Below are 18,831 nucleotides of genomic sequence, written 5' to 3' on the forward strand. Positions count from 1 at the left end.
CAGGTTCGGAGTGTGGCCTGTTTTCTTTGCCGCGCAAGAGAAACTCCTCGCAACGCAAGCCAAACAGCACGATGATCAGACGCTCAGTAACGAAAAAAGACCGCTGGAAGTCAACGAGCGGCCGCCAGCAGCGACTTCGCGCCCGCCATGAGGGTCGCGTTTCGAGGCCAGAGATGGACCATTTCTTCTGCATCTATGGCCGCGAGTTCCAAGTTCGTCTCAGCGATACCGACATCCGACAACCGTTGTGGGAAGCCTAGAGGACGCAGAAGCTCTGCAATTCCCTCTGCGATCAAGGCATCGCCATCGAGATTGAGTGCCTCCTTGAGCAGTCGCGCCTGCTCGGCCGGAATGTTCCTCACCGCCAAGACACGCGGCAGCAGGACCGCCCGTAGATCACCTCCATCCGCCGGTCCCTTCAAATGCCTGGACAGCGCATAGACGAGCGCCTGTACCGGACCAGCGCCTTTCTCCTGCGCAAGGGTTGCACCGAAACTCGCAGCCATCGCGTCTCGGCGCCAGCCAATGTCGGCGCGTTGGTCGATCGTTCGAAGCGCGCGGGCTGCTGAGCGGACAGCACTTAGCGCGACACCGTCGGCCGGAGGATGAAACGCCGGCGAGAGAAAGGCCTCGATGGCGCGCGACAGCGCCGTGGCCAAGCCCGATGCGGTCGCGTGTCGGTCTGCGTCGCTCGTCAAGGTCGGGTCGAGAATGATCACCGTGGACGTTTTGAGCTCGGGATGTTGTTCGCGCCCTGAATGTGCCGCTTGGTCTTGTGGATCTGGAAGGCCATACACCCAAGGGATTAAGAGCATTGGCGGCAGACCCCTCCCCGCAATTTTTCGAAATTCTTGATGTGCCTGTCGCACGATCTCAAGTGCTCGCGAAGAGCCGGCTGCAACCAGTGCATCTGCGCGTCTGTCACGAAATGCTTCGACTATTCTGGAGGCTAGGGCAGCGCCAGCGGCGTCAACAGGCATATCCAATGCACTCCCCAGCCGCCAGGCAGGCAATGCTGCGATCAGCCGCTCTGAAACTTGCGGACTGAGAGATGCAAAGTCCCCGACAAGAATGGGGCGGTGAATGCCGGAACTTTCAAATTCCGCGAAAATCGCTTCTTCTGTTATGCCGTCCGAGAAATGCACGCGCGAAGAATATGTGATCAGCGTCATCTAGGCATCTCCGCGTCATCTAGAGCGGCGCCGGCCGCACGTCGCGACCGGCGCTTGAGGCAGCCTGGCTATGGCTTAGTAGGACGCCTTGCACTCCGGCACGTCGCGGCTCGGCAAGCCGATCTTGGCGAAGGCCGCCGGATCGATGCCGAGAGTCTGACTGACGTTGTCGACCTTCTCGACCAGGTTGTTGGCGAGGCTCCCGTCGGCGAGTTGCGCCACCTCGGTCACGAAGTTCGAGCCCACCGCTTGGCGGTTCTTGTCAAGCGTGATGTGTCCGTTTGGCGCGTCCAGTGTGAGCGTCGAAAGACATTCGCGGAACTTAGCCTGACCGCCGGAGAGATCCCCACCAGTCTTTTCAAGGCACTGGAGCATGGCGTTGGTCGCATTCGCGTATGTCGTCGCAAACAGCGACGGTGTTGGAAAACGTTTGTCGGCAGGGAAAAAGTCCTGGTACTCCTTGACCCAGGCCTGCCATTTCGGGTCGTTCCAGGTATCGGCTTGCGGTCCAGACGATGGGGTTCCAATCAAGGCCTCCTTGGCCTTGCCCTGCGAGGTCAGCACGGTGCCGTCAACCATGATCGTGCCGCCGATCAGCTTGGCGCTGCCGCCGGCCTGCTGATATTGGTTGAGAAAGTTTACAGCGTCGCCGCCTCCCAGCCCCAGATAGATCGCATCGACATCGTCCGGCAGCGCGGCGATGATTGAGGCAAAATCCTTCGTTCCGAGCGGAACCCAGAACCGATTGGCAACTTTGCCGCCGGCGCCGCAAAACTCCGTCACGAAGCCGAAGACCTGGGTATAGATGAAGGAATAATCTTCTCCGACCGTCGCCACGGTCTTGTAGCCCTTTTTGTCATATACGTATTTTCCAAGTCCTGCGGACCACTGCGCGCCGTCAGTGTTGAAGCGAAAGAAGTTCGCGGAAGGATCCACGTATGTCGTTTCCATCGCGCCAGAGCTGCCGTTGATAAAGGTGACATCGGGCTTGGTCTTGGCGTAGTCACGGATCGCAATGCCTTCCGAGCCGGAAACCGGTCCGATGATAATCTGGACCCCGTCCTGCTCGATCAGCTTGCGTGCCGCCCGAACGGCACTGTCAGGTGTCGTATCGGTGGATGCGACGATCGTCTCGATCTCTCGGCCGCCAGCCATTTTCTTGGCAGCGCCGAGCGCCACTTCTATGCCGCGCACGCCATCCTGGCCGAGAAGGGTGTAGGTTCCTTCCAACGTGGCCAGAATGCCGACCTTCAGCGCCTCGGCTTTCGCATGACCGGCTCCGCTGGCAACGATAGCGAGCGTAGAAATGGCAAGCATCGATACCGCATGTCTATAGAATCTTGTCACGATAACCTCCCTGAACAACGCTCTTTGTCATTGCGAGCGGACAGGAAGCGTCAACCAGCTTCGAGCGCAGGAGAAGCGCCGAGGGTGGCGAGTCATTGCCGAGCGTCGGATTCTTGAATCCCAACTTAATTTATACCCGCACCACTCGTCGCCTCGGAAACCTGAGGGGAATATCCACGGGCCCGATGCAGGACGTGCTGACCCAGAAGGGCGAACGGAAGCGTATCCAGGTGACGTTGCGCCGCCTGTTTGCGACCCCAAGCACGGCGAGGCCATTCGCGAGGATCTGCGCCGGTCTCTCCGCCGTGCACGGCAACCGCGATGAAGACGACTTTACGTCCTTCGAGCACCACCCCCTTGAATGCGGTGATGCCCGCTATCCAATCTAGATGCGCCTCATTGCTATGCTCGGCCGCTTGCACGCTTGCCTCCTGCTTGGCGAACGCCTTGTAATCTCGGTGCAGAAGCGTGAAGCACCGGGGTCGAGCGATTCAAGCCATGATCCAGAGTGAAGCTAATTGAGCGGCTCGCGCGTTAAGACCAACTCACGTGCACACAAACTCTCGCGCGCACTCAATCAGCGGCGAGCAAAGTCTGATTAGGCGTGCCGTCAATCGTTACGGGATGAGACCTGTCGCTCGGTAGGCTCGGATCGTACGGTCATAGATAGCGATGTCCTGGCAGCCGCGTGCGACGAGTTGAGCGCCCTCGATGGCAGCGAAGATTGCCATCGCATGCTCCCGCAATTGTTGCTCGCTCGCCGCAGGCTTGGCCCGCGCCAAGACCTGCGCGATCCAGTCGACGTTCGTCTCAGCGAACCTGTCCACTTCGGTTCGAACCTCCGTGGGAAGATCGTCAAGTTCCGCGCTCATGATCCCGCACAGGCACATGCGATTGTCGTTGGCGAGGGCCGAACGGAAGATTTCGGTGTATCGGTTCATGCACCAGGTCGCGTCCTCGGACGTCGCAAGGAGCTTCGCCAGAAAGGCTGCCCCCTCCTCCGTATAGCGACGCGCCAATGCGGCGCCGAGGTCGCCCTTGGTAGGGAAATGGTAATGCACGCTGGCGCTTTTGATCCCCACCTCTTTCGCCAGTTCGCGAAAGCTGAGTGCGTTGTAGCCATGCGACTGCACCGTCGCTTTTGCGGCGGTCATGACCGCCTCTCGCATATCCGTTTTGGTTCTAGCCATTGTCGTTCCGTACCTATCATCCGATAGATAGTTGTTGACGCCGGAAAAGGGAAGGGATAAACGGCATTGCGTCACCTATCTATCGATAGACAGTTAAAGGAACCCTGTTATGAAAATCTTCGATCGCCCCGGCTTTCCCAATCCGGCTCGTATCCGCATCGTGCTTGCCGAGAAGGGTCTCGTACCGCAGGTCGAGTTCGTCTCCGTCGACCTCATCGGCGCCGAGCACAAACAGCCAGCTTTCCTCGAAAAGAACCCCTCGGGCGTTCTCCCGGTCCTCCAGCTCGAGGACGGCACCTACATCGCTGAGGCCACCGCCATCACCGAATACCTCGACAATGTCGACGGCGATCCGCGGCTCACCGGCAAGACGCCGAAGGAAAAGGCCGTCATCCACATGATGCAAAAGCGGGCCGAGACCGAGCTGCTCGATGCGGTCGGCAACTACTTCCATCATGCGACGCCGGGCCTGGGCGACGAGCTGCAGGCCTTCAAGAGCCCGGAATGGGCCGGCCGTCAGGAGTGGGGCAATCGTCAGCGCGACAAGGCGCTCGCGGGGATGAAGTATTTCGACAGAGTATTGCAGGACCAGTCGTTCGTCGCCGGCGATGTGTTCTCGATGGCCGACATTACAGTCTTTGCCGGGCTGATGTTCGCCGACGCCGCCGGCATTGCCATCCCTAACGATCATTCCGCGCTCAACTCCTGGCGCGCGAAGGTCTCCGAGCTGCCGAGCGTCAAGAACCGTAGCGGCCATATGTTCGTCGCCGAGGATCTGCGCAGGCTCGGCTTCTAATCTCGCACGCGACCTGAACATCGCGCCGACACGTCCAACCACATTCGCCACTCGTGCCGCCAGGCGGCATAACCTCACGGAGTTCCCTCATGTCCACGATCTCAACCGACCGCGCTTCCCGGCGCAACCTGCTGAAAGGGGTCGCCATCGCCAGCGTCGGGCTTGCAGCAGTTGGCGCCGGCGCATCCCCCGCCGATGCAAAGACCCCCGCGCCTGCCCGCGCCGGCAAGGCCACAGGCGATCGCCTCGTCGCGAAAGACGGCACCAGCCTCTACTTCAAGGACTGGGGCACCGGTCCGGCCGTGGTGTTCAGCCATGGCTATCCGCTCTCGTCGGACGCCTGGGAGGACCAGATGTTCTTCCTGTTGCAGAATGGCTACCGCGTCATCGCCCATGACCGTCGGGGTTTTGGCCGATCGAGCCAGCCGTCCGGCGGTTACGACTACGACACCTTCGCCGATGATCTGGCGCAGCTGGTCGAGGCACTCGATCTGCGCGGGGCGACCTTCGTCGGTCATTCGATGGGCGGTGGCGAGGTCGCACGCTATATCGCGCGCCATGGCCAGAGCCGCGTCGCCAAGGTCGCCTTCGTTTCCTCGGTGACACCCTTCCTGCTCAAGACCGCAACCAATCCGAACGGCGCGCCCAAGGAGCTGTTCGATACGTTCCGCGCCGCCGTGCAGGCAAACCGGTCGCAGTGGAATCTCGACGTCACCATGCCGTACTACAGTTTCAACCGTCCGGGCGCGCACGTCTCGGAAGGCCTGCGGGAGAGCTACTGGCGTCAGGGACAGGCAACCGGGTTTCTTGCTGCCTATCACGCGCTTGGCGCCTTCTCGGAAACCGATTTCCGCGACGACCTCAAGAAGATCACCGTTCCCGCGCTCGTGGTCCACGGCAGTGACGACCAGATCGTCCCGCTGGAAATCTCCGCGAAACTGACCGCCGGGCTCGTTCCGCACGCCAAGCTCATTGTCTACGAAGGCGGCTCCCATGGGCTGCTGCATGTCGACAAGGACCGCTTGAACGCCGACCTGCTGGCGTTCCTTCGCGGCTGATGGCGTGCAAAAGGCCGGGGGCTGGCCGTAGCCGGGCCCCCCGCCTTTGCGTGTGATCGTATGCTGATCTGGCAATCAGGACCCGGCGACCTCGTTCACCGGGGCGTTGTAAAAGAGATCGTCACCAAACTTCTCCCCGATGATGCCGCCCAGTCCTGCCGACAGTGACAGCGCAGCGTCCAGAGGCGCAAATGTCATCATCACGCGCCGGACGAGCCCGGTCCCGTCACGCTCGATGACGCCTACCGCTTCCAGATCGAGGCCGGTGCGAAGTGTTGCCTTGTATTGCAGGAAATGGCGCTGATCGATCGCCCCATAGAAGATGGGCGTCTGCGAGGCGTAGAGCGTGCCGACGGCCTCGACCAGGTGCTTGATCTTGTCTCGACCCGAAACCGGACGGCGCAGGACCGTCCCTCTCAGTTCGGCGTTATCGGCAAGATCATCGAGGAATGGATGCTTTTCTCCGTTGCTGCTCGACATGTCGTTTCTCCGGATGGCGTGATTTCTGGGATGGCCGCGTGAGCGCGATCCAGACTCAACTGCGACGTTCCCCGAACTTAGTGTGTAATTGCACTTCAAGCAATGAGCCGAGGAGCCGGGTTGTGCCGACTCTGGCAATTGCAGGTAGAGCGCCGAGGTTCGGACTTGACACTGTGCAATTGCACATTTAGATATGCCCCATGCCGACACCTACTGGTCCTCATCTCTGTTACGCCCTTGCCGCCCGCCAGAACGCGCGGCATCTGAGCCGTCTTTACGACAGTCATCTGGTGCCTGCCGGACTGTCGGTCTCGCAATTCTCGATTTTATCTCTGCTGGAAGCCTACCAAAGCCTCAAGATCACCCGTCTCGCCGAAATGCTGAGCATGGAGCGCACCACTCTTGTCCGCGCGCTGAAGCCGCTGCAGGCGGCCGGATGGGTTGTCGCCGGAAGAGCCGATAGCGGCCGGGCCTTCGATGTCACGCTCTCCCCCTCGGGCGTTGCAAAGGTGGCGAAGGCCATTCCTCTCTGGGAAGACGCCCAGGCCGCGTTTGAGCGGGAGGTCGGACAAGACCGTGCCGTACGCATGCGCGATGAAATCCTGGAACTGAACCTCGGCGGGTAACTCCCCTTTTTTACCCATAAGTGTGTAATTACACACATACTGACGCGACCAAACACAAGGAGATTGAAATGACTGACAAGTTCCTCGTTACCGGCGCGACCGGTGAGACCGGCCGCTACACCGTCCAACGCCTGCTCGAAAAGGGCCATGCCGTCAGGGCATTGGTCCACAGGCAAGACCAGCGGGCCGAGGCGCTTCGCAGCGAAGGTGCCGAGGTCGTGGTCGGCGATCTGTTCGAGCATGACGACGCTATCCGCGCCGCCGCCGGCACCACCGCCGCCTACTTCTGCTATCCGGTCCGTCCCGGCATCATCCAGACGACGGCATATTTCGCCGATGCGGCCAAGCGCGCCGGCCTCAAGGCCGTGATCAACATGTCGCAGATCTCCGCGCGCGAGGACTCCGAGAGTCATGCAGCGCGCGATCACTGGATCGCCGAGCGGATATTCGACTGGTCGGGCGTTCCCGCCATCCACCTGCGGCCAACCTTTTTCTCGCAATGGCTGCTCTACCCGTTCGCGCGCAAGACGATCGTCGAACAGAGCATCATCGACCTACCCTATGGCGCTGGTCGTCATGCTCCCATCGCTGCCGAGGACCAGGCCCGCCTGATTGCAGTGCTGCTGGCCGATCCGGCCGCCCATGTCGGCAAGACCTACACGCTTCATGGGCCGACCGAGCTTGATCAGCCGGGCATCGCCGCAGCCATCAGCGAGGTGCTCGGCCGCAAGATCAGCTATCAGCCGCTGACCATCCCCGCCTATCGCGAGCGCCTGGAAAAGTTCGGCCTGCCGGAATTTTTGATCCAGCATTTCTGCGCCATCGCCCTCGATTACCAGAACGGCATTTTCTCGGGCGCCGACAAGATCATCGCCGAAGTCACAGGCGTGCCGCCGATGACCGTTCAGGACTTCGTCACGTCGCACCGGGCCGCCTTCAATACGCTGGATGCGGCGGCGTAAGCCACTCCGGCGTCGCCCGACGGAACATCGGAATCACTGGGTCGGAGGCACCGGCTCTGTCCAGAACGCTGGTGGCGGCGCAATGAACGCGCCGCCAGGCCAATCTCTCAGGAGAAGCAAGTTGAACATCGACCTATCGGGTAAAATCGCTTGGTTACGCGGCTGCTTCCCTCAATGAGATCATTCGCGCCTCAGGGCTGACAAAGGGCGGGTTACTTCCACTTCGCTTCAAGGCTTGCTCGCGCGCTTGCCGTCGTTGCCGAATGCAGCGGCAGCTCTTGTCCCATGGCGCACGGCAGCGACCCGCTTCCCTCGCGGATTTTCAGCCCGGCCGCCGCCAATAGCATCAGTCCCTTGAAGAAAGCGGTGCTGGGTGCTTCGTTTCGCAGGAGGCATCACGTACCGGATGCGGATGTTTGCCAGGCAGGTACGGATAGATCGGAAGACTATTTTCGGGCAGCAAGCGAGGACGAGACATCGGCCTAGCAAGCATGAAAAGCGCGTTGATGACAATTCCTATCACATGGGAACTGGCATTCGTCAGAGCTGAAGCCTTGAATGGGATGAGTTCCGATTTCTGGAGATTTCCCTCACAATTCCACACTGCCATGCGACGAGTGATTATTGATTTCCAATCGCCACTTATTCGGCTTGCATGTTCCGAAATGGCCGCTTTGGGGCCGTAAGCAGCCGGTCCGCTTCGGGTGAACGGCTGGGGGAGCGGACGCCGCATGCGACGATGATCGAATTCAACGAAACCGCATTGGACCGCCTCGGAGCGACCAGGACGACTGCAGCGATCTTGCGGTTTCTCCGGGAATCTTGAGTCATTTCCAGGCCGCACATCATGCGGTCGCGTTCACGAGGTGGCCCGATACGGTCGAGATGAACGCGCGAAGACGCTGAAGACGCCGCAAGTCCCGGTGGTATCCCATCCAAATGTCTCGCGCCGGCGGTGGCGTCGGCAGTTCCAGTCTGCGAATACCTGGGATCTGATTGCCGACTACGCGGGGCAGGACAGCAATGCCGACGCCTTGCCTGCACATGCGCCCCTGGACATTGCGGTTGTTCGATCGCAGGACCCGTCTTGCGTTGGGGAAACTCTCGATGAGCCACGCGATGTCAGGAAAATGGCCCGTGGATGTGTCATGGGTGATCAGCCGGAAACCGGTCCCATCGCCATATTTGGGATCAGCCGCCTCCTCGGCGATGTAGACGCCGTATTCAAGCCTGAAGAGCCGCCGCTGAACGATATCGGCAGTGTCGAACGGCACGATACGAAAAGCGACGTCGGCCTCCCGTTGGGCAAGGTTGAACTGGCGCGTGCCAGTCAAGATCTCGACGTCGACATCGGGGTAGGCTTTTGAGAAATCCGCCAGGATAGGCGGGAGGACATAGGCCCCAAACCAGTCCGCTGACGAAATGCGCAGACTGCCTTTGAGATTCTGCTCCTGCCCCGCAAGCCGGCGCTCCATGGCCAGCGCGCCTTCTTCCATCTGCTCCGCCAGCGCGATGATCCCGTGGCCCTCGTCGGTCAGAACAAGACCGTCCGCTGTGCGCTGGAAGAGCGTGTGACCGATCGCCTGCTCAAGTGCGCGAAGGCGCCTGCCGACGGTCGGATGGCTTGTCTGAAGAGAACGCGCGGCGCCGCCGAGCGTGCCGGATCGCGCAATAGCAAGAAAAATTCTGACGTCACTCCATTCCATCGCGAGCGCCCATACAAAAATGAACGCCGAGAATACATTTATGTCAGTTAAAGAACAAATCTAAGCACCTAGATTTCCCATCATCGGTCAATCGGGCCGTCTCTCGTGTATCACCTCATGTCATTTGGAAGGATCGGCAAATGTCTCTCAAGTCTCTCTATCTCGGTGCTGCGGCTCTTGCAGTGGTGTTCGGCGCGCCCTCCGCTTTCGCGCAGCCGGCCCAAAATGTGATCTTGGTCCATGGCGCGTTGGTCGATGGCAGCGGCTGGAGGGGCGTATATGAGCGCCTGGTCGTCAAGGGCTTGAAAGTCACGGTCGTTCAGGAACCGAACACTTCGCTGGCGGATGACGTTCAGGCGGTTCATCGCGCTATCGAGCAGCAAAATGGGCCGGTCGTCCTCGTCGGCCACAGCTATGGTGGTCAGATCATCACCGAAGCCGGCGTCGACCCGAAGGTTTCGGCACTTGTCTATGTCGCGGCCATCGTCCCGGATGCTGGCGAGGGCGTAGGCGATGTGTTTGAGAAGTGGCCGAGTCCGACCACGGACGCGTTCAAGCCGACTTCTGACGGCTTCCTGCTGTTCGATCCCGCGAAGTTCCGGGCGGGATTCGCCGCTGACCTGTCCAAGGCCGAGACGGATTTCATGACTAACTCGCAGGTGCCGGTTTCGGCGAAGATCCTCGGAACCAAGACGCAGCACGTGGCCTGGAAGACCAAGCCGAGCTACGGCATCGTGGCCGGGCTGGACATGGCTGTCGGCGCCGAGGCGGAGCGGTCCATGTACAAGCGGGCAAATGCGAAGGTCACCGAGGTGCCCGGTGCCAGCCATGCGGTTTATATTTCGCATCCGCTCGAAGTCGCCGATGTCATCGCCGAAGCGGCGAGCAGATGAAGCCGATGCCCTGATGTTCAGGCTCAGGGCTGCGGAAAGTTTCGTGACCCATGCGCCGAAGCCACTCCTCTGGCTTCGGCATCGCGACCGGCCAACTCATCGGCGCGGGTCTCCCGATGCTTGAAGCTGTGCGCGAGGAGCTCAGCAAAGCTGTCTAGGCGGGCCTCGGGGAGAAGGACTGGTCGATCATGGCCGACATGACGGTTCGTGGCGGCGACAGCTTTGCGTCGTCTGAAAACAACTCGGAGAAGAAGTAATGAAAACTTGGCTCATCACAGGCTGCTCAAGCGGCTTCGGCCAGCGGCTCGCGCTCGCTGCAGCACAGCGCGGCGACCGGGTCATCGCGACGGCCCGCAATGTCAAGACGATCGAGGAAATGGCCGCGCCTTTCGGTGGCCGAATGATCACCTTGCCACTGGACGTGACCGATGCGGCGGCAGCCAAGGCCGCGGTCGCAAAGGCGGTCGAGACATTCGGCGGCTTTGACGTACTCGTGAACAATGCCGGCTACGCACTGTTCGGCGCGATCGAGGAAGGCACGCCCGAGGAATATCGGCCGATGTTCGAGGTGAACGTCTTCGGTCTGATCGAAACCACCAGAGCCGCCCTGCCCGTCCTGCGACGTTCGGGGGGAACGATCGTCAACATGTCGTCCGGCGCGGGCATCGAGGGCCGCGGCGGCGGAGGCTATTACCACGCCGCCAAATTCGCCGTGGAAGGGATTTCCGAGGCGCTCGCCGGCGAGCTGGGGCCTTTCGGCATCCGCGTGCTGATCGTCGAGCCTGGGCCGTTTCGCACCGATTTTCTTGGCCGTTCGATCACGACGGCGGCCAACGAGATGCCGGAATACGCCGCGAGCTCGCGCAAGCACTATCGCGAAACCAACAACGGCAATCAGGCGGGCGATCCCAACAAGGCGATCGCGGTCATCCTGCAGGCAGTCGGTGCCGATAACGCCCCGCTTCATCTGCCGCTCGGTCCGATCGCGCACGCGATCGCTGAGCGAAAGCTGGCTGCATTCCGCAGCGATATCGACGCCTGGCGCGACGTCTCGATCGCCACCGATTTCGGCCAGCCCTAAGCGCTGGCCGCGAGCTCTCTTTGAACGTCAACTTCGATTGGAAAGCGATCATGATCGCAACTTTGAAGGGGTTTACCCAGCAGCTGGTGCCGGCGAATGGCATCAAGATCAACGCTGTCACGGGAGGCTCTGGCCCGCCGATCCTTCTGCTTCACGGCTGGCCGGAAACATGGTGGGAATGGCACCATGTGATGCCGCTGCTGGCCGAGCATTTCAGCGTGGTGACCATGGACCTGCGCGGCGCGGGCTTTTCCGACTGCCCGCTTGACGGCTATGATAAGGCGACGATGGCGCATGACGCACACGAGGTCATGATTGCCCTTGGGCATGAGCGCTACGCTGTTTGTGGCCATGACATTGGCGGAATGGTGGCATTGCCGCAGGCCGCCATTTATCGGGAGGCTGTTACCCACCTGGCCGTCCTCGACGTTCCGCTTCCCGGCTGGACGCAATGGGAGGCGACGACTGCAAGGATCTGGCACTTCAGCTTCCATATGAACCGGGATCTGCCCGAGCGCCTGATCCATGGCCGTGAATATGACTATGTTTCGAGCTTCATGGCGGAGCGGTTCTACGATCACAGCACGTTCAATCCGGCGGACATCGAAATCTACGCGAAAGCAATGGCCCTTCCTGGTCGCACCCGCGGCGGCATGGAATGGTATCGCACCCTCGCCGCCGACCATGCGGCTGCGCTCGAGTACAAGAAGCAACCGCTCGAGATACCGGTGCTAGGTCTCGGCGGGGAGCAGCGCTTCGGTGCGCAGATGGTCCCAATGCTTAAGGAGTTCGCGAGCAATGTGACGGGCGGCTCGATTGCGCGGTGCAGCCACTATGTCGCGGACGAGCGGCCGGACGAAGTGGCGGCCGCTCTGATCGATTTCCTTAAGGCCAATTGAAATTCTGCACCGCCCGTCGCGGGCGGGCGGATCACGACATTGCGGGCGAGTTGCAACCCGCACCTGTCGCATTCGATCAATAAACAAGAAAGGAAAATTGTCATGACCGCACCTGTCATTCGCGGCGTCAATCATATCGGCATCACGGTGCCGGACATCGAAGCAGCAAAATCATTCCTGGTGGAAGCTTTTGGCGGCCAGGTGATTTACCAGTCCTTCGGACCGCAGGATCCGCCGCGGCAGGGACCCGAATTCGAGCGGGCCGTTGGCGCTTTTCCCGGAACCGTGGTGCGTGCGCAGGCTATGGTCAAGATCGGCACCGGACCCGATATCGAGCTCTTCGAAATGCACGGCCCCGAACAAGCCCAGCCGGTTCGAGCGAGCGACTTCGGCATTACACACTTCGGTGTCTACACCGACGACATCGACGCATCGGTCGAGCGCTTCGAAAAGGCCGGAGGCACACCCCTCACCGCGCCGCGCGCTATTCCCTATGCAACCGAGAAAGGTCCTGGAAACAAGGTCTGCTACTGCCGCATGCCATGGGGCACGACGATGGAATTCATCACCACGCCGGATCGCATGGCCTACAATGACCAGACGGCTCTGCGCAGGTGGCAGGACGAGGGCTGAGTAGGTGCGAAAAGGGACCGCATCAGTTAAGTCGCGGCGATGCTGACGCTGTCGGAAAGCACGAAACGAACATTCGCTTCTAAGCTGAACGAGTGTCTGCTTTCGGCCCGCGTCGGGAAAGGAAAATGCTCGCCGCCCCAGAGGCCGAGCCGCTGGGCATAGGCGAGATTGTGGACGGTGGTGGCGCCAGTCGCCGAGACATAGACGATGCGGGCATTCGGCAGCGCGTGTTGCAGCCTCAGGCCGGCACGGCCCTGCTGCGAGGGGGCGGCATCGCCCCGTTCGCTCTTGCCGCCACCGGCGTTTTGCATCGCGTGCGCCTCGTCGAAAATGATGACCCCATCGAAATCCGGACCCAACCATTTGACAATTTGTTTGACCCGCGAAACCTTCTCACCGCGATCGTCGGAGCGCAGCGTGGCATAGGTGGTGAATAGGATGCCTTCCGGCAGCACGATCGGCCTGCCCTGCGGGAAGCGGGAGAGCGGGGTGACCAGCAAGCGCTCCATGCCGAGCGCGGACCAGTCGCGCTGCGCATCCTCGATGAGCTTGTCGGACTTGGAGATCCAGACCGCCTTACGACGGCCCTTCATCCAATTGTCTAGGATTACGGCCGCGGACTCGCGGCCCTTGCCCACCCCAGTGCCGTCGCCGATCATGAAGCCTTGCCGGAAGCGCACGGCACCCGCGGTGTCATCGGCCGCTACGCTAACCACGTCAAAGGTATCGTCGAGCGTCCAGGCGCCGGCGAGATACTCGGCGTGAGCCTCGCCGGCATAGATGACGGTCTCGAGCTGCGCATCCGAGAGCAGGTCAAGGACGTTCTTCGGCAGGCGCGGCCGGTAGCTTGGCTTGGGTGGCGCCACCGAGGCCATGGCCGCCGATTGAACGAGCTGGGTGGGGTGAGCCCGAGAGCCGGGGATGCGGATCGCCTGAAGCCCGTAGGCCTCATAGATGGCGTCGCTGATCTGGGCCCCCTCGGCAGCCTGCCAGTCGACAGCCTTATAGGCGAGGTCGATGGCTTCCGGTTCGGCGATCGACATGCGTGGCGTGGTACTCGCCGCGCGTGTGAGATGGCCGTGCACGGTGCGGGGCGCGGCGACCGCCGATGCCGCGCTGGAAACGGCGGCCATCACGACCGGCGGCCGCGCGGGAAGGCGCTCCTCAATCCACGCGAGGAGCGTCGCGGCATCCGGGGCGATGCCGGGAGCATCCGCGAAGACGGTGGGATTGTCCGCTGGCAGCTTGTCGATGACGGTGAGGCGCGTCGGGAAGGTCGTGCCGTGCTTGGCATAGACCGAGCCATCGATGGCGGCGGAGAAGACCACGCGACCACGCTCCTGCAGGCGAGTGAAGCCGGCGGTCCAGGTCGGACGGTCGGGCGCCAAGTTCGCACCGGTGATCGTCACCAGCCGCCCGCCGGGCGCAAGGCGCGCCAGCGCCGAGGCGATATGCCGCCAGGCCGCGTCGGCCATGCGGCCCTCGACATTGGCCATGACCGAAAAGGGCGGGTTCATCAGCACCACGCTCGGCACGGCACATGGATCGAGATGGTCGTCGATCTGGGCGGCGTCGAAGCGGCTGGCGGAGACCGCCGGAAAGAGGCAGGAGAGAAGTGCCGCGCGCGTCTCGGCAAGCTCGTTGAGGACGAGCGAGGCGCCGGCTATCTCGGCCAGGATGGCGAGCAGCCCGGTGCCGGCGGAAGGCTCCAGCACACGGTCGGCGGGCGTGATGGCGGCGGCCGTTGCCGCGACCAGGCCGAGCGGAATCGGCGTCGAGAACTGCTGGAAGGTCTGCGCCTCTTCGGATCGGCGGGTATGCGTCGGCATGAGCCCGGCAATCTTCGACAATGCGGAAAGCCGGAGAGCCGGCGACGCGGCTTTGCGGAACAACGCCTTTCCGTACTTGCGCAGGAAAAGGACCGTCGCGGCCTCGCAGGCATCGTAGGCCTGCTTCCAGTCCCAGGCGCCGGCGGCGTCGGAGGCGCCGAATGCGGCTTCCATCGCCGAGCGCAGCTTTGGCACGTCGATGCACTCGCCGCGTTCGAGACGGGGAAGCAGCAGGCCGGCGGCGGCGAAGATAGCGCCGGCTGCACGGGTTTGGGCGAGCGGGATCGGCGCGGCAGCGGGAACCGTCGCAGCGGGCGAGATCATGTACATGGTGTGAACCTCGGGAGAGCGGGGACAGGATCGAGCCGCGCGGCGCTCTCTCTGGATCGCGCGGATTCAAACCCATCCCGGCCAGCCTCTCCCTCTCAGGAACCCGCCGAAGCTAAAATGAAACAAGCGCCCCGCCATGAGGTGGAGCGCTCGCCGGTATCAACCGATCCGATCATATTCCGCCGTCAGGCTCCGACTTCTGTAGGAAACCATTGGCGTCATCGGGGAAGGGCGGCAGGTAGGCATCATAGGGATTGCCATCGGCAAGATGGCCGAACGGCGTGAACACGTAGTCCGTGTCGTCTCGTCCGACCGGGATGACATAGCGCGGTTGCCCGGTCGTAGCGTCGGCGCACTCCAACAGCGCGAGGTTGCCGTCGCTGGCGGCGCGAAGCAGCGTGTGGAAGTTGCTGCGGGCATGGTCGGGAATGCTCATGGCAAGTCCTTCGCATCCACGGGTTCAACTGGATCGCGGGCGCCCTTGACGATCGCTTCGCCGCGCGCGATCGCCCATTCGGCCTTGCCGAGCCACCCCGGCGGCGGCGGTCGGCGGGCCTTCGCATCGCCGACGATGATCTTGAGCATGCCCAGCATGAGTTCGAATTGTGCCTTACGCTGTACTTCCTCCTCGAAATGCGCAGGAACCGGAATGGCCTGTCCGCGATAGGCGGCCTCGGCTCCTTCGGAGATGCCGGTGACATGGGATTCGCAGGAGGACTCGTAGTCCTCCTTCTGACCGGACCAGTCATTGTCCTCGATGGCGAGCCGGCAGGCGGCCTCAGGCGTGTCGGCCGAATAGGTTGATTGTCGGAAGACCGGCAGATGGTAGGTGGTCTCGATGGTAAATTCGGGCATCGTGCCGCTCCTGAAAAACAATGGCCCGGCACTCGTCTCCGAGCCGGGGCCTTGGTGTTTTGAGGGTTTGCTCTATGCGCGCGGGTGTGACGCTATGCGGCTCACGCTGCCGCCCTCCCCTCGACGACATCCGCGCCGACCTCGTCGGCGGTGACGTCTTCAAGACGCGCATTGCAATATCCGGTCTTGGCCAACCAGAGTGCGGCCGCCTCCCGGCTCTCGGCGAGGTACAGCAACTCGTCATCGTCGCCGATCTGCTGCAAGACCCGAACCATGCCGATACTGGGCTGCTCGACGATCTTGAAGCAGAGGTCGCTGTCGACCGAGTGGGTGCGCATAACGGTCACGAGGATGATGCCGCCGGAGGAGAAGGTCCCTTCGTTGAGCGTGATCGCGGCCGGTGCGCTGTAGGTCGGACGGTCGCGCGGAGGTGCCTTGCGGACCAGGCGGCCGAGGCCGTTGCGACGCTCCCAGTCCGCGAGCTTGCGGGTAAAGCGCGCCGGCGGTTTGGGCGTGCCGTCGGAATAGCGGATCAGCGAACCGAGCGGGGCGTTGTCATAGACGATGTGGGCGGACATGGATGTCTCCTGAAATGAAAAAGGCCCGGCGGGGAGCCGGGCCGTGAGGTGAAGGGGAGCGGGGCGACCGGAGCCGCCCCGTCGATGGGTGCTATTCGGCAGCTACCGCGTGAGCGATGACCTCATCGGCTGCAGAGGAGTCGTCTTCGTCATCGCCGGCGATGAATTCGGGCAGGTCAGGTTCTTCGCCCTCGCCCGGCTGCGCGGGCGGTGCGTCCTGATCGATCAGACGGAGCGGTTCGGGTAGCCAGCCACTATCGGCAAGGAGGCGTTCGGCCTCCTTGGCCATGTCGCCCTTCTTGAGGTGGTTAATGAGTTGAGCAGCCTGCTCGCCGACGCCCTCACGTATGGCTTCGAGGATGCGGGACTTGGTGACCCGGCCGAGATAGTTCTCGACCGTCGGACGCCAACCCGCACCGACCATGTCGAGCCCGGTCGCGTGGGAGAGCCGGTCGGCTTCGCGCAAGCGCTGCTCCAGCCCGTGCTGGGAAACGCCGCTGCCATAGGGGTTAGGCCTCTCGAACAGCGCGTTGATCCCATAGCTGACGCAATGCGCCAGCAGCGTGTGCCGACTGGCTTCATCGAGATTGTCGAGCCAGGTCCACAGAGTCTGGTCGTCACCGAGCGGGATGTCGCCCTTCCAAGCCTCATGGCGTTCATCGATCGCCTTGGCCGCGGGGCTGTCTTTCAGCTCGGCGTCTTGCGTCGGCAAGTTGACATGTCGGACGAACGCCTCGAGGCAGCCGGTCGCGGAGCGATGACCGAAGGTGTCGAGGACGAGCCGATGCAACAGCGCCGTGATGGCCACATGCTGGTTCTCGGCCACGGCATTGCGCAGCGCCAACGTGCGATGCGCGGTGAGCTCGATCACCAGGCGTTCGGGCAGCGGCTTGATGGCGTCGCCGTCATCCTCATCGGGCTCGGACGTTTGCGCGCCGATGGTGATGGTGGCGCGGCGAACCCAAGGATCGTCCCTGCCGTCCTCGCTCTCGATCGCACCGTCGGGCTCGGCGGCGTCGCCGTCGACCGCTTCCGGCGCTTCGTCCTCGGGGCGCACATATCCGCGATCGACGACCAGGTCACCGTCACGGTCGATGCTGATGAAGGCACCGGCGCGGCCGATATCGGCGGGATCGTAGTTCATCGGGCGACTCTCGAACGCCTCCAGCACAGACTCGATCTCGCCGAGACGTTGATCGACCGCGTCGGGGAGTTCGTCGACCTCGCTATACTCGGCTTGCAGTCGATCGAGCTCGGCGCGCAGGGCTTGGCGTTCCGCCCGCTCCGCGTCGGTCAGATCGACAGCCGTGCCGGCGAGTGCCCGCAGGCCGTGATTGTGGCCGTAAGGCAGATCGACATCGACCACGATCCACTTCCAGCCCTCTTCCGCGATCTCGTCGGCTGCGGACTTGAGCTTGTCGCGGACCAGGCGGTCGAGCAGCGCGGGGTCCTGCAGCCAGCCGCCGTTGTCGGCCTCGAACAGGTCGCGCAGCACCACGCCGCCGGCGGCGACGTAGGCCTCGACACCGACGAACAGCGCCCGGCGATCGTTTGCCCGCACGGTGGTCTCCGTCAGCATGCGCCGGATGTGATGCGGCTCCTTCGACCAGGAGTTTTCGAGCGCCTCCCAGACCTCCTCCTGACGGGCGTGATCGTCGGTCACGGTAAAGGCCATGAGCTGCTCGAGCTGCATGCCCTCCTGCTCGTAGACCTCGTGCAGCTTGCGCGAAACTTTTGCGAGCCGTAGGCGCTGCTGGACAAAGCTAGCGGACACGAAGAAGCGTGCCGCAATCTCCTCGTGGCTGGCGCCTTGGTCGTGCAAGGTCTGGAAGGCCCGGAACATATCCAGGGGATGTAAATCTTCGCGCTGAAAATTCTCGGCCAGCGAATCCTCCTCGATCGGGACCGCGCTGTGGGCATCGCTTATGACGCAGGGAACTGGCTCGGTCTTGCTCATTTGCTTCTGCTTGACCAGCAGCTCCAGCGCGCGATAGCGGCGCCCGCCAGCCGGCACCTCAAACATGCCGGTCTCGTTGCCCTCGCCGTCCAACACTGGCCGGACGTTGAGGCTCTGGAGCAGGCCGCGCCGAGCGATCGACGCGGCGAGATCCTCTATCGTTTCCCCGCGCTTGATGCGCCGGACATTGGACTGGCTCAGCATCAGCTTGTTGAAGGGGATGTCACGTGAAGGGTTGAGGGTGATCTTCTGCTTGGGCGTAGCCATGTGGACTATCTCCGCGACGGGCGGCCGAAACTCTCTCGACCTCCAAACCCGTCAAAAAAGACGGGCGCAGCCCTCTCACTCTGAGGACCGCGCCGCACCGAAGATCCAGAGGTGGGGACAGGGCCGCAGACACGACTTTGCGCATCTGCGGCTTTGCGGATTAAAGCTGAGA

Annotated in this window: 18 protein-coding genes and 1 pseudogene; 9 read left to right on the forward strand and 10 right to left on the reverse strand. The window is 62.3% G+C overall.

Going from position 1 to position 18,831, the window contains the following annotated elements:
- Positions 1–110: 110 nt before the first annotated feature.
- Both X757_RS0133160 and X757_RS162350 read right to left on the reverse strand, forming a co-directional pair.
- Positions 111–1,172, reverse strand: coding sequence for an iron-containing alcohol dehydrogenase (locus X757_RS0133160; RefSeq protein WP_023725048.1), 1,062 nt, complete (start codon positions 1,170–1,172; stop codon positions 111–113).
- Between the two features lie 75 nt (positions 1,173–1,247).
- Positions 1,248–2,489 carry an ABC transporter substrate-binding protein gene (locus X757_RS162350; RefSeq protein ID WP_023725049.1) on the reverse strand — a complete coding sequence of 414 codons (1,242 nt, stop codon included), beginning with the start codon at positions 2,487–2,489 and terminating at the stop codon, positions 1,248–1,250.
- A 215-nt stretch (positions 2,490–2,704) separates the two neighbouring features.
- On the opposite strand from X757_RS162350, the gene X757_RS162345 reads away from it, so the two are divergent.
- Positions 2,705–2,908 carry a hypothetical protein gene (locus X757_RS162345; RefSeq protein WP_023725050.1) on the forward strand — a complete coding sequence of 68 codons (204 nt, stop codon included), beginning with the start codon at positions 2,705–2,707 and terminating at the stop codon, positions 2,906–2,908.
- 228 nt (positions 2,909–3,136) lie between these two features.
- On the opposite strand, the gene X757_RS162340 is transcribed toward X757_RS162345, so the two are convergent.
- A complete protein-coding gene (locus tag X757_RS162340) occupies positions 3,137–3,709 on the reverse strand; it encodes a TetR/AcrR family transcriptional regulator (RefSeq protein ID WP_023725051.1) in 573 nt (190 codons plus the stop codon).
- A gap of 109 nt (positions 3,710–3,818) precedes the next feature.
- On the opposite strand from X757_RS162340, the gene X757_RS162335 reads away from it, so the two are divergent.
- Together X757_RS162335 and X757_RS162330 are read left to right on the forward strand one after the other, a co-directional pair.
- On the forward strand, positions 3,819–4,505 hold the full coding sequence (locus X757_RS162335; RefSeq protein ID WP_023725052.1) for a glutathione S-transferase family protein: 687 nt from the start codon (positions 3,819–3,821) through the stop codon (positions 4,503–4,505).
- An 89-nt stretch (positions 4,506–4,594) separates the two neighbouring features.
- Entirely contained in the window at positions 4,595–5,563 is a 969-nt protein-coding gene (locus X757_RS162330; RefSeq protein ID WP_023725053.1) for an alpha/beta fold hydrolase, read from the forward strand.
- Between the two features lie 75 nt (positions 5,564–5,638).
- Here the strand turns inward: X757_RS162330 and X757_RS162325 are convergent, their stop codons facing one another.
- On the reverse strand, positions 5,639–6,043 hold the full coding sequence (locus tag X757_RS162325) for a hypothetical protein (RefSeq protein ID WP_023725054.1): 405 nt from the start codon (positions 6,041–6,043) through the stop codon (positions 5,639–5,641).
- A 290-nt stretch (positions 6,044–6,333) separates the two neighbouring features.
- Between X757_RS162325 and X757_RS162320 the strand changes: the two genes are divergently transcribed.
- On the forward strand, positions 6,334–6,669 hold the full coding sequence (locus tag X757_RS162320) for a MarR family winged helix-turn-helix transcriptional regulator (RefSeq protein ID WP_245275020.1): 336 nt from the start codon (positions 6,334–6,336) through the stop codon (positions 6,667–6,669).
- Positions 6,670–6,737: 68 nt separating this feature from the next.
- Complete coding sequence (locus tag X757_RS162315) at positions 6,738–7,631, forward strand: NmrA family NAD(P)-binding protein (RefSeq protein WP_031250989.1); 894 nt, start codon at positions 6,738–6,740, stop codon at positions 7,629–7,631.
- 845 nt (positions 7,632–8,476) lie between these two features.
- Here the strand turns inward: X757_RS162315 and X757_RS162310 are convergent.
- Positions 8,477–9,337 (reverse strand): LysR family transcriptional regulator, encoded by an 861-nt coding sequence (locus X757_RS162310; protein ID WP_023725057.1) that lies wholly within the window; start codon positions 9,335–9,337, stop codon positions 8,477–8,479.
- A 182-nt stretch (positions 9,338–9,519) separates the two neighbouring features.
- Here X757_RS162310 and X757_RS0133165 point away from each other — a divergent pair, with 182 nt between their 5' ends.
- From X757_RS0133165 to X757_RS162295, 4 genes are all read left to right on the forward strand, one after another.
- Complete coding sequence (locus X757_RS0133165) at positions 9,520–10,230, forward strand: alpha/beta fold hydrolase (protein ID WP_245275021.1); 711 nt, start codon at positions 9,520–9,522, stop codon at positions 10,228–10,230.
- A gap of 256 nt (positions 10,231–10,486) precedes the next feature.
- Entirely contained in the window at positions 10,487–11,311 is an 825-nt protein-coding gene (locus X757_RS162305; RefSeq protein WP_023725058.1) for an oxidoreductase, read from the forward strand.
- Between the two features lie 50 nt (positions 11,312–11,361).
- Entirely contained in the window at positions 11,362–12,210 is an 849-nt protein-coding gene (locus X757_RS162300) for an alpha/beta fold hydrolase (RefSeq protein WP_023725059.1), read from the forward strand.
- 102 nt (positions 12,211–12,312) lie between these two features.
- On the forward strand, positions 12,313–12,843 hold the full coding sequence (locus X757_RS162295; RefSeq protein ID WP_023725060.1) for a VOC family protein: 531 nt from the start codon (positions 12,313–12,315) through the stop codon (positions 12,841–12,843).
- 101 nt (positions 12,844–12,944) lie between these two features.
- Here X757_RS162295 and X757_RS162290 read toward each other — a convergent pair.
- The 5 genes and pseudogenes from X757_RS162290 to X757_RS162270 form a co-directional block, all read right to left on the reverse strand.
- A pseudogene (locus X757_RS162290) lies at positions 12,945–15,002 on the reverse strand (strawberry notch-like NTP hydrolase domain-containing protein); the annotation flags it as partial.
- Between the two features lie 172 nt (positions 15,003–15,174).
- Positions 15,175–15,438 (reverse strand): DUF6117 family protein, encoded by a 264-nt coding sequence (locus X757_RS162285; protein WP_023725062.1) that lies wholly within the window; start codon positions 15,436–15,438, stop codon positions 15,175–15,177.
- Positions 15,435–15,857 carry a hypothetical protein gene (locus X757_RS162280; RefSeq protein ID WP_023725063.1) on the reverse strand — a complete coding sequence of 141 codons (423 nt, stop codon included), beginning with the start codon at positions 15,855–15,857 and terminating at the stop codon, positions 15,435–15,437. The genes X757_RS162285 and X757_RS162280 overlap by 4 nt, the downstream gene beginning before the upstream one ends.
- Positions 15,858–15,958: 101 nt before the next feature.
- Positions 15,959–16,435, reverse strand: a complete 477-nt coding sequence (locus tag X757_RS162275) for a hypothetical protein (protein WP_023725064.1) — start codon at positions 16,433–16,435, stop codon at positions 15,959–15,961.
- A gap of 91 nt (positions 16,436–16,526) precedes the next feature.
- Complete coding sequence (locus X757_RS162270) at positions 16,527–18,659, reverse strand: ParB/RepB/Spo0J family partition protein (RefSeq protein ID WP_023725065.1); 2,133 nt, start codon at positions 18,657–18,659, stop codon at positions 16,527–16,529.
- Between the last annotated feature and the right edge of the window lie 172 nt (positions 18,660–18,831).

The organism is Mesorhizobium sp. LSHC412B00, from assembly GCF_000503035.1.
Taxonomy (GTDB): Bacteria; Pseudomonadota; Alphaproteobacteria; order Rhizobiales; family Rhizobiaceae; genus Mesorhizobium.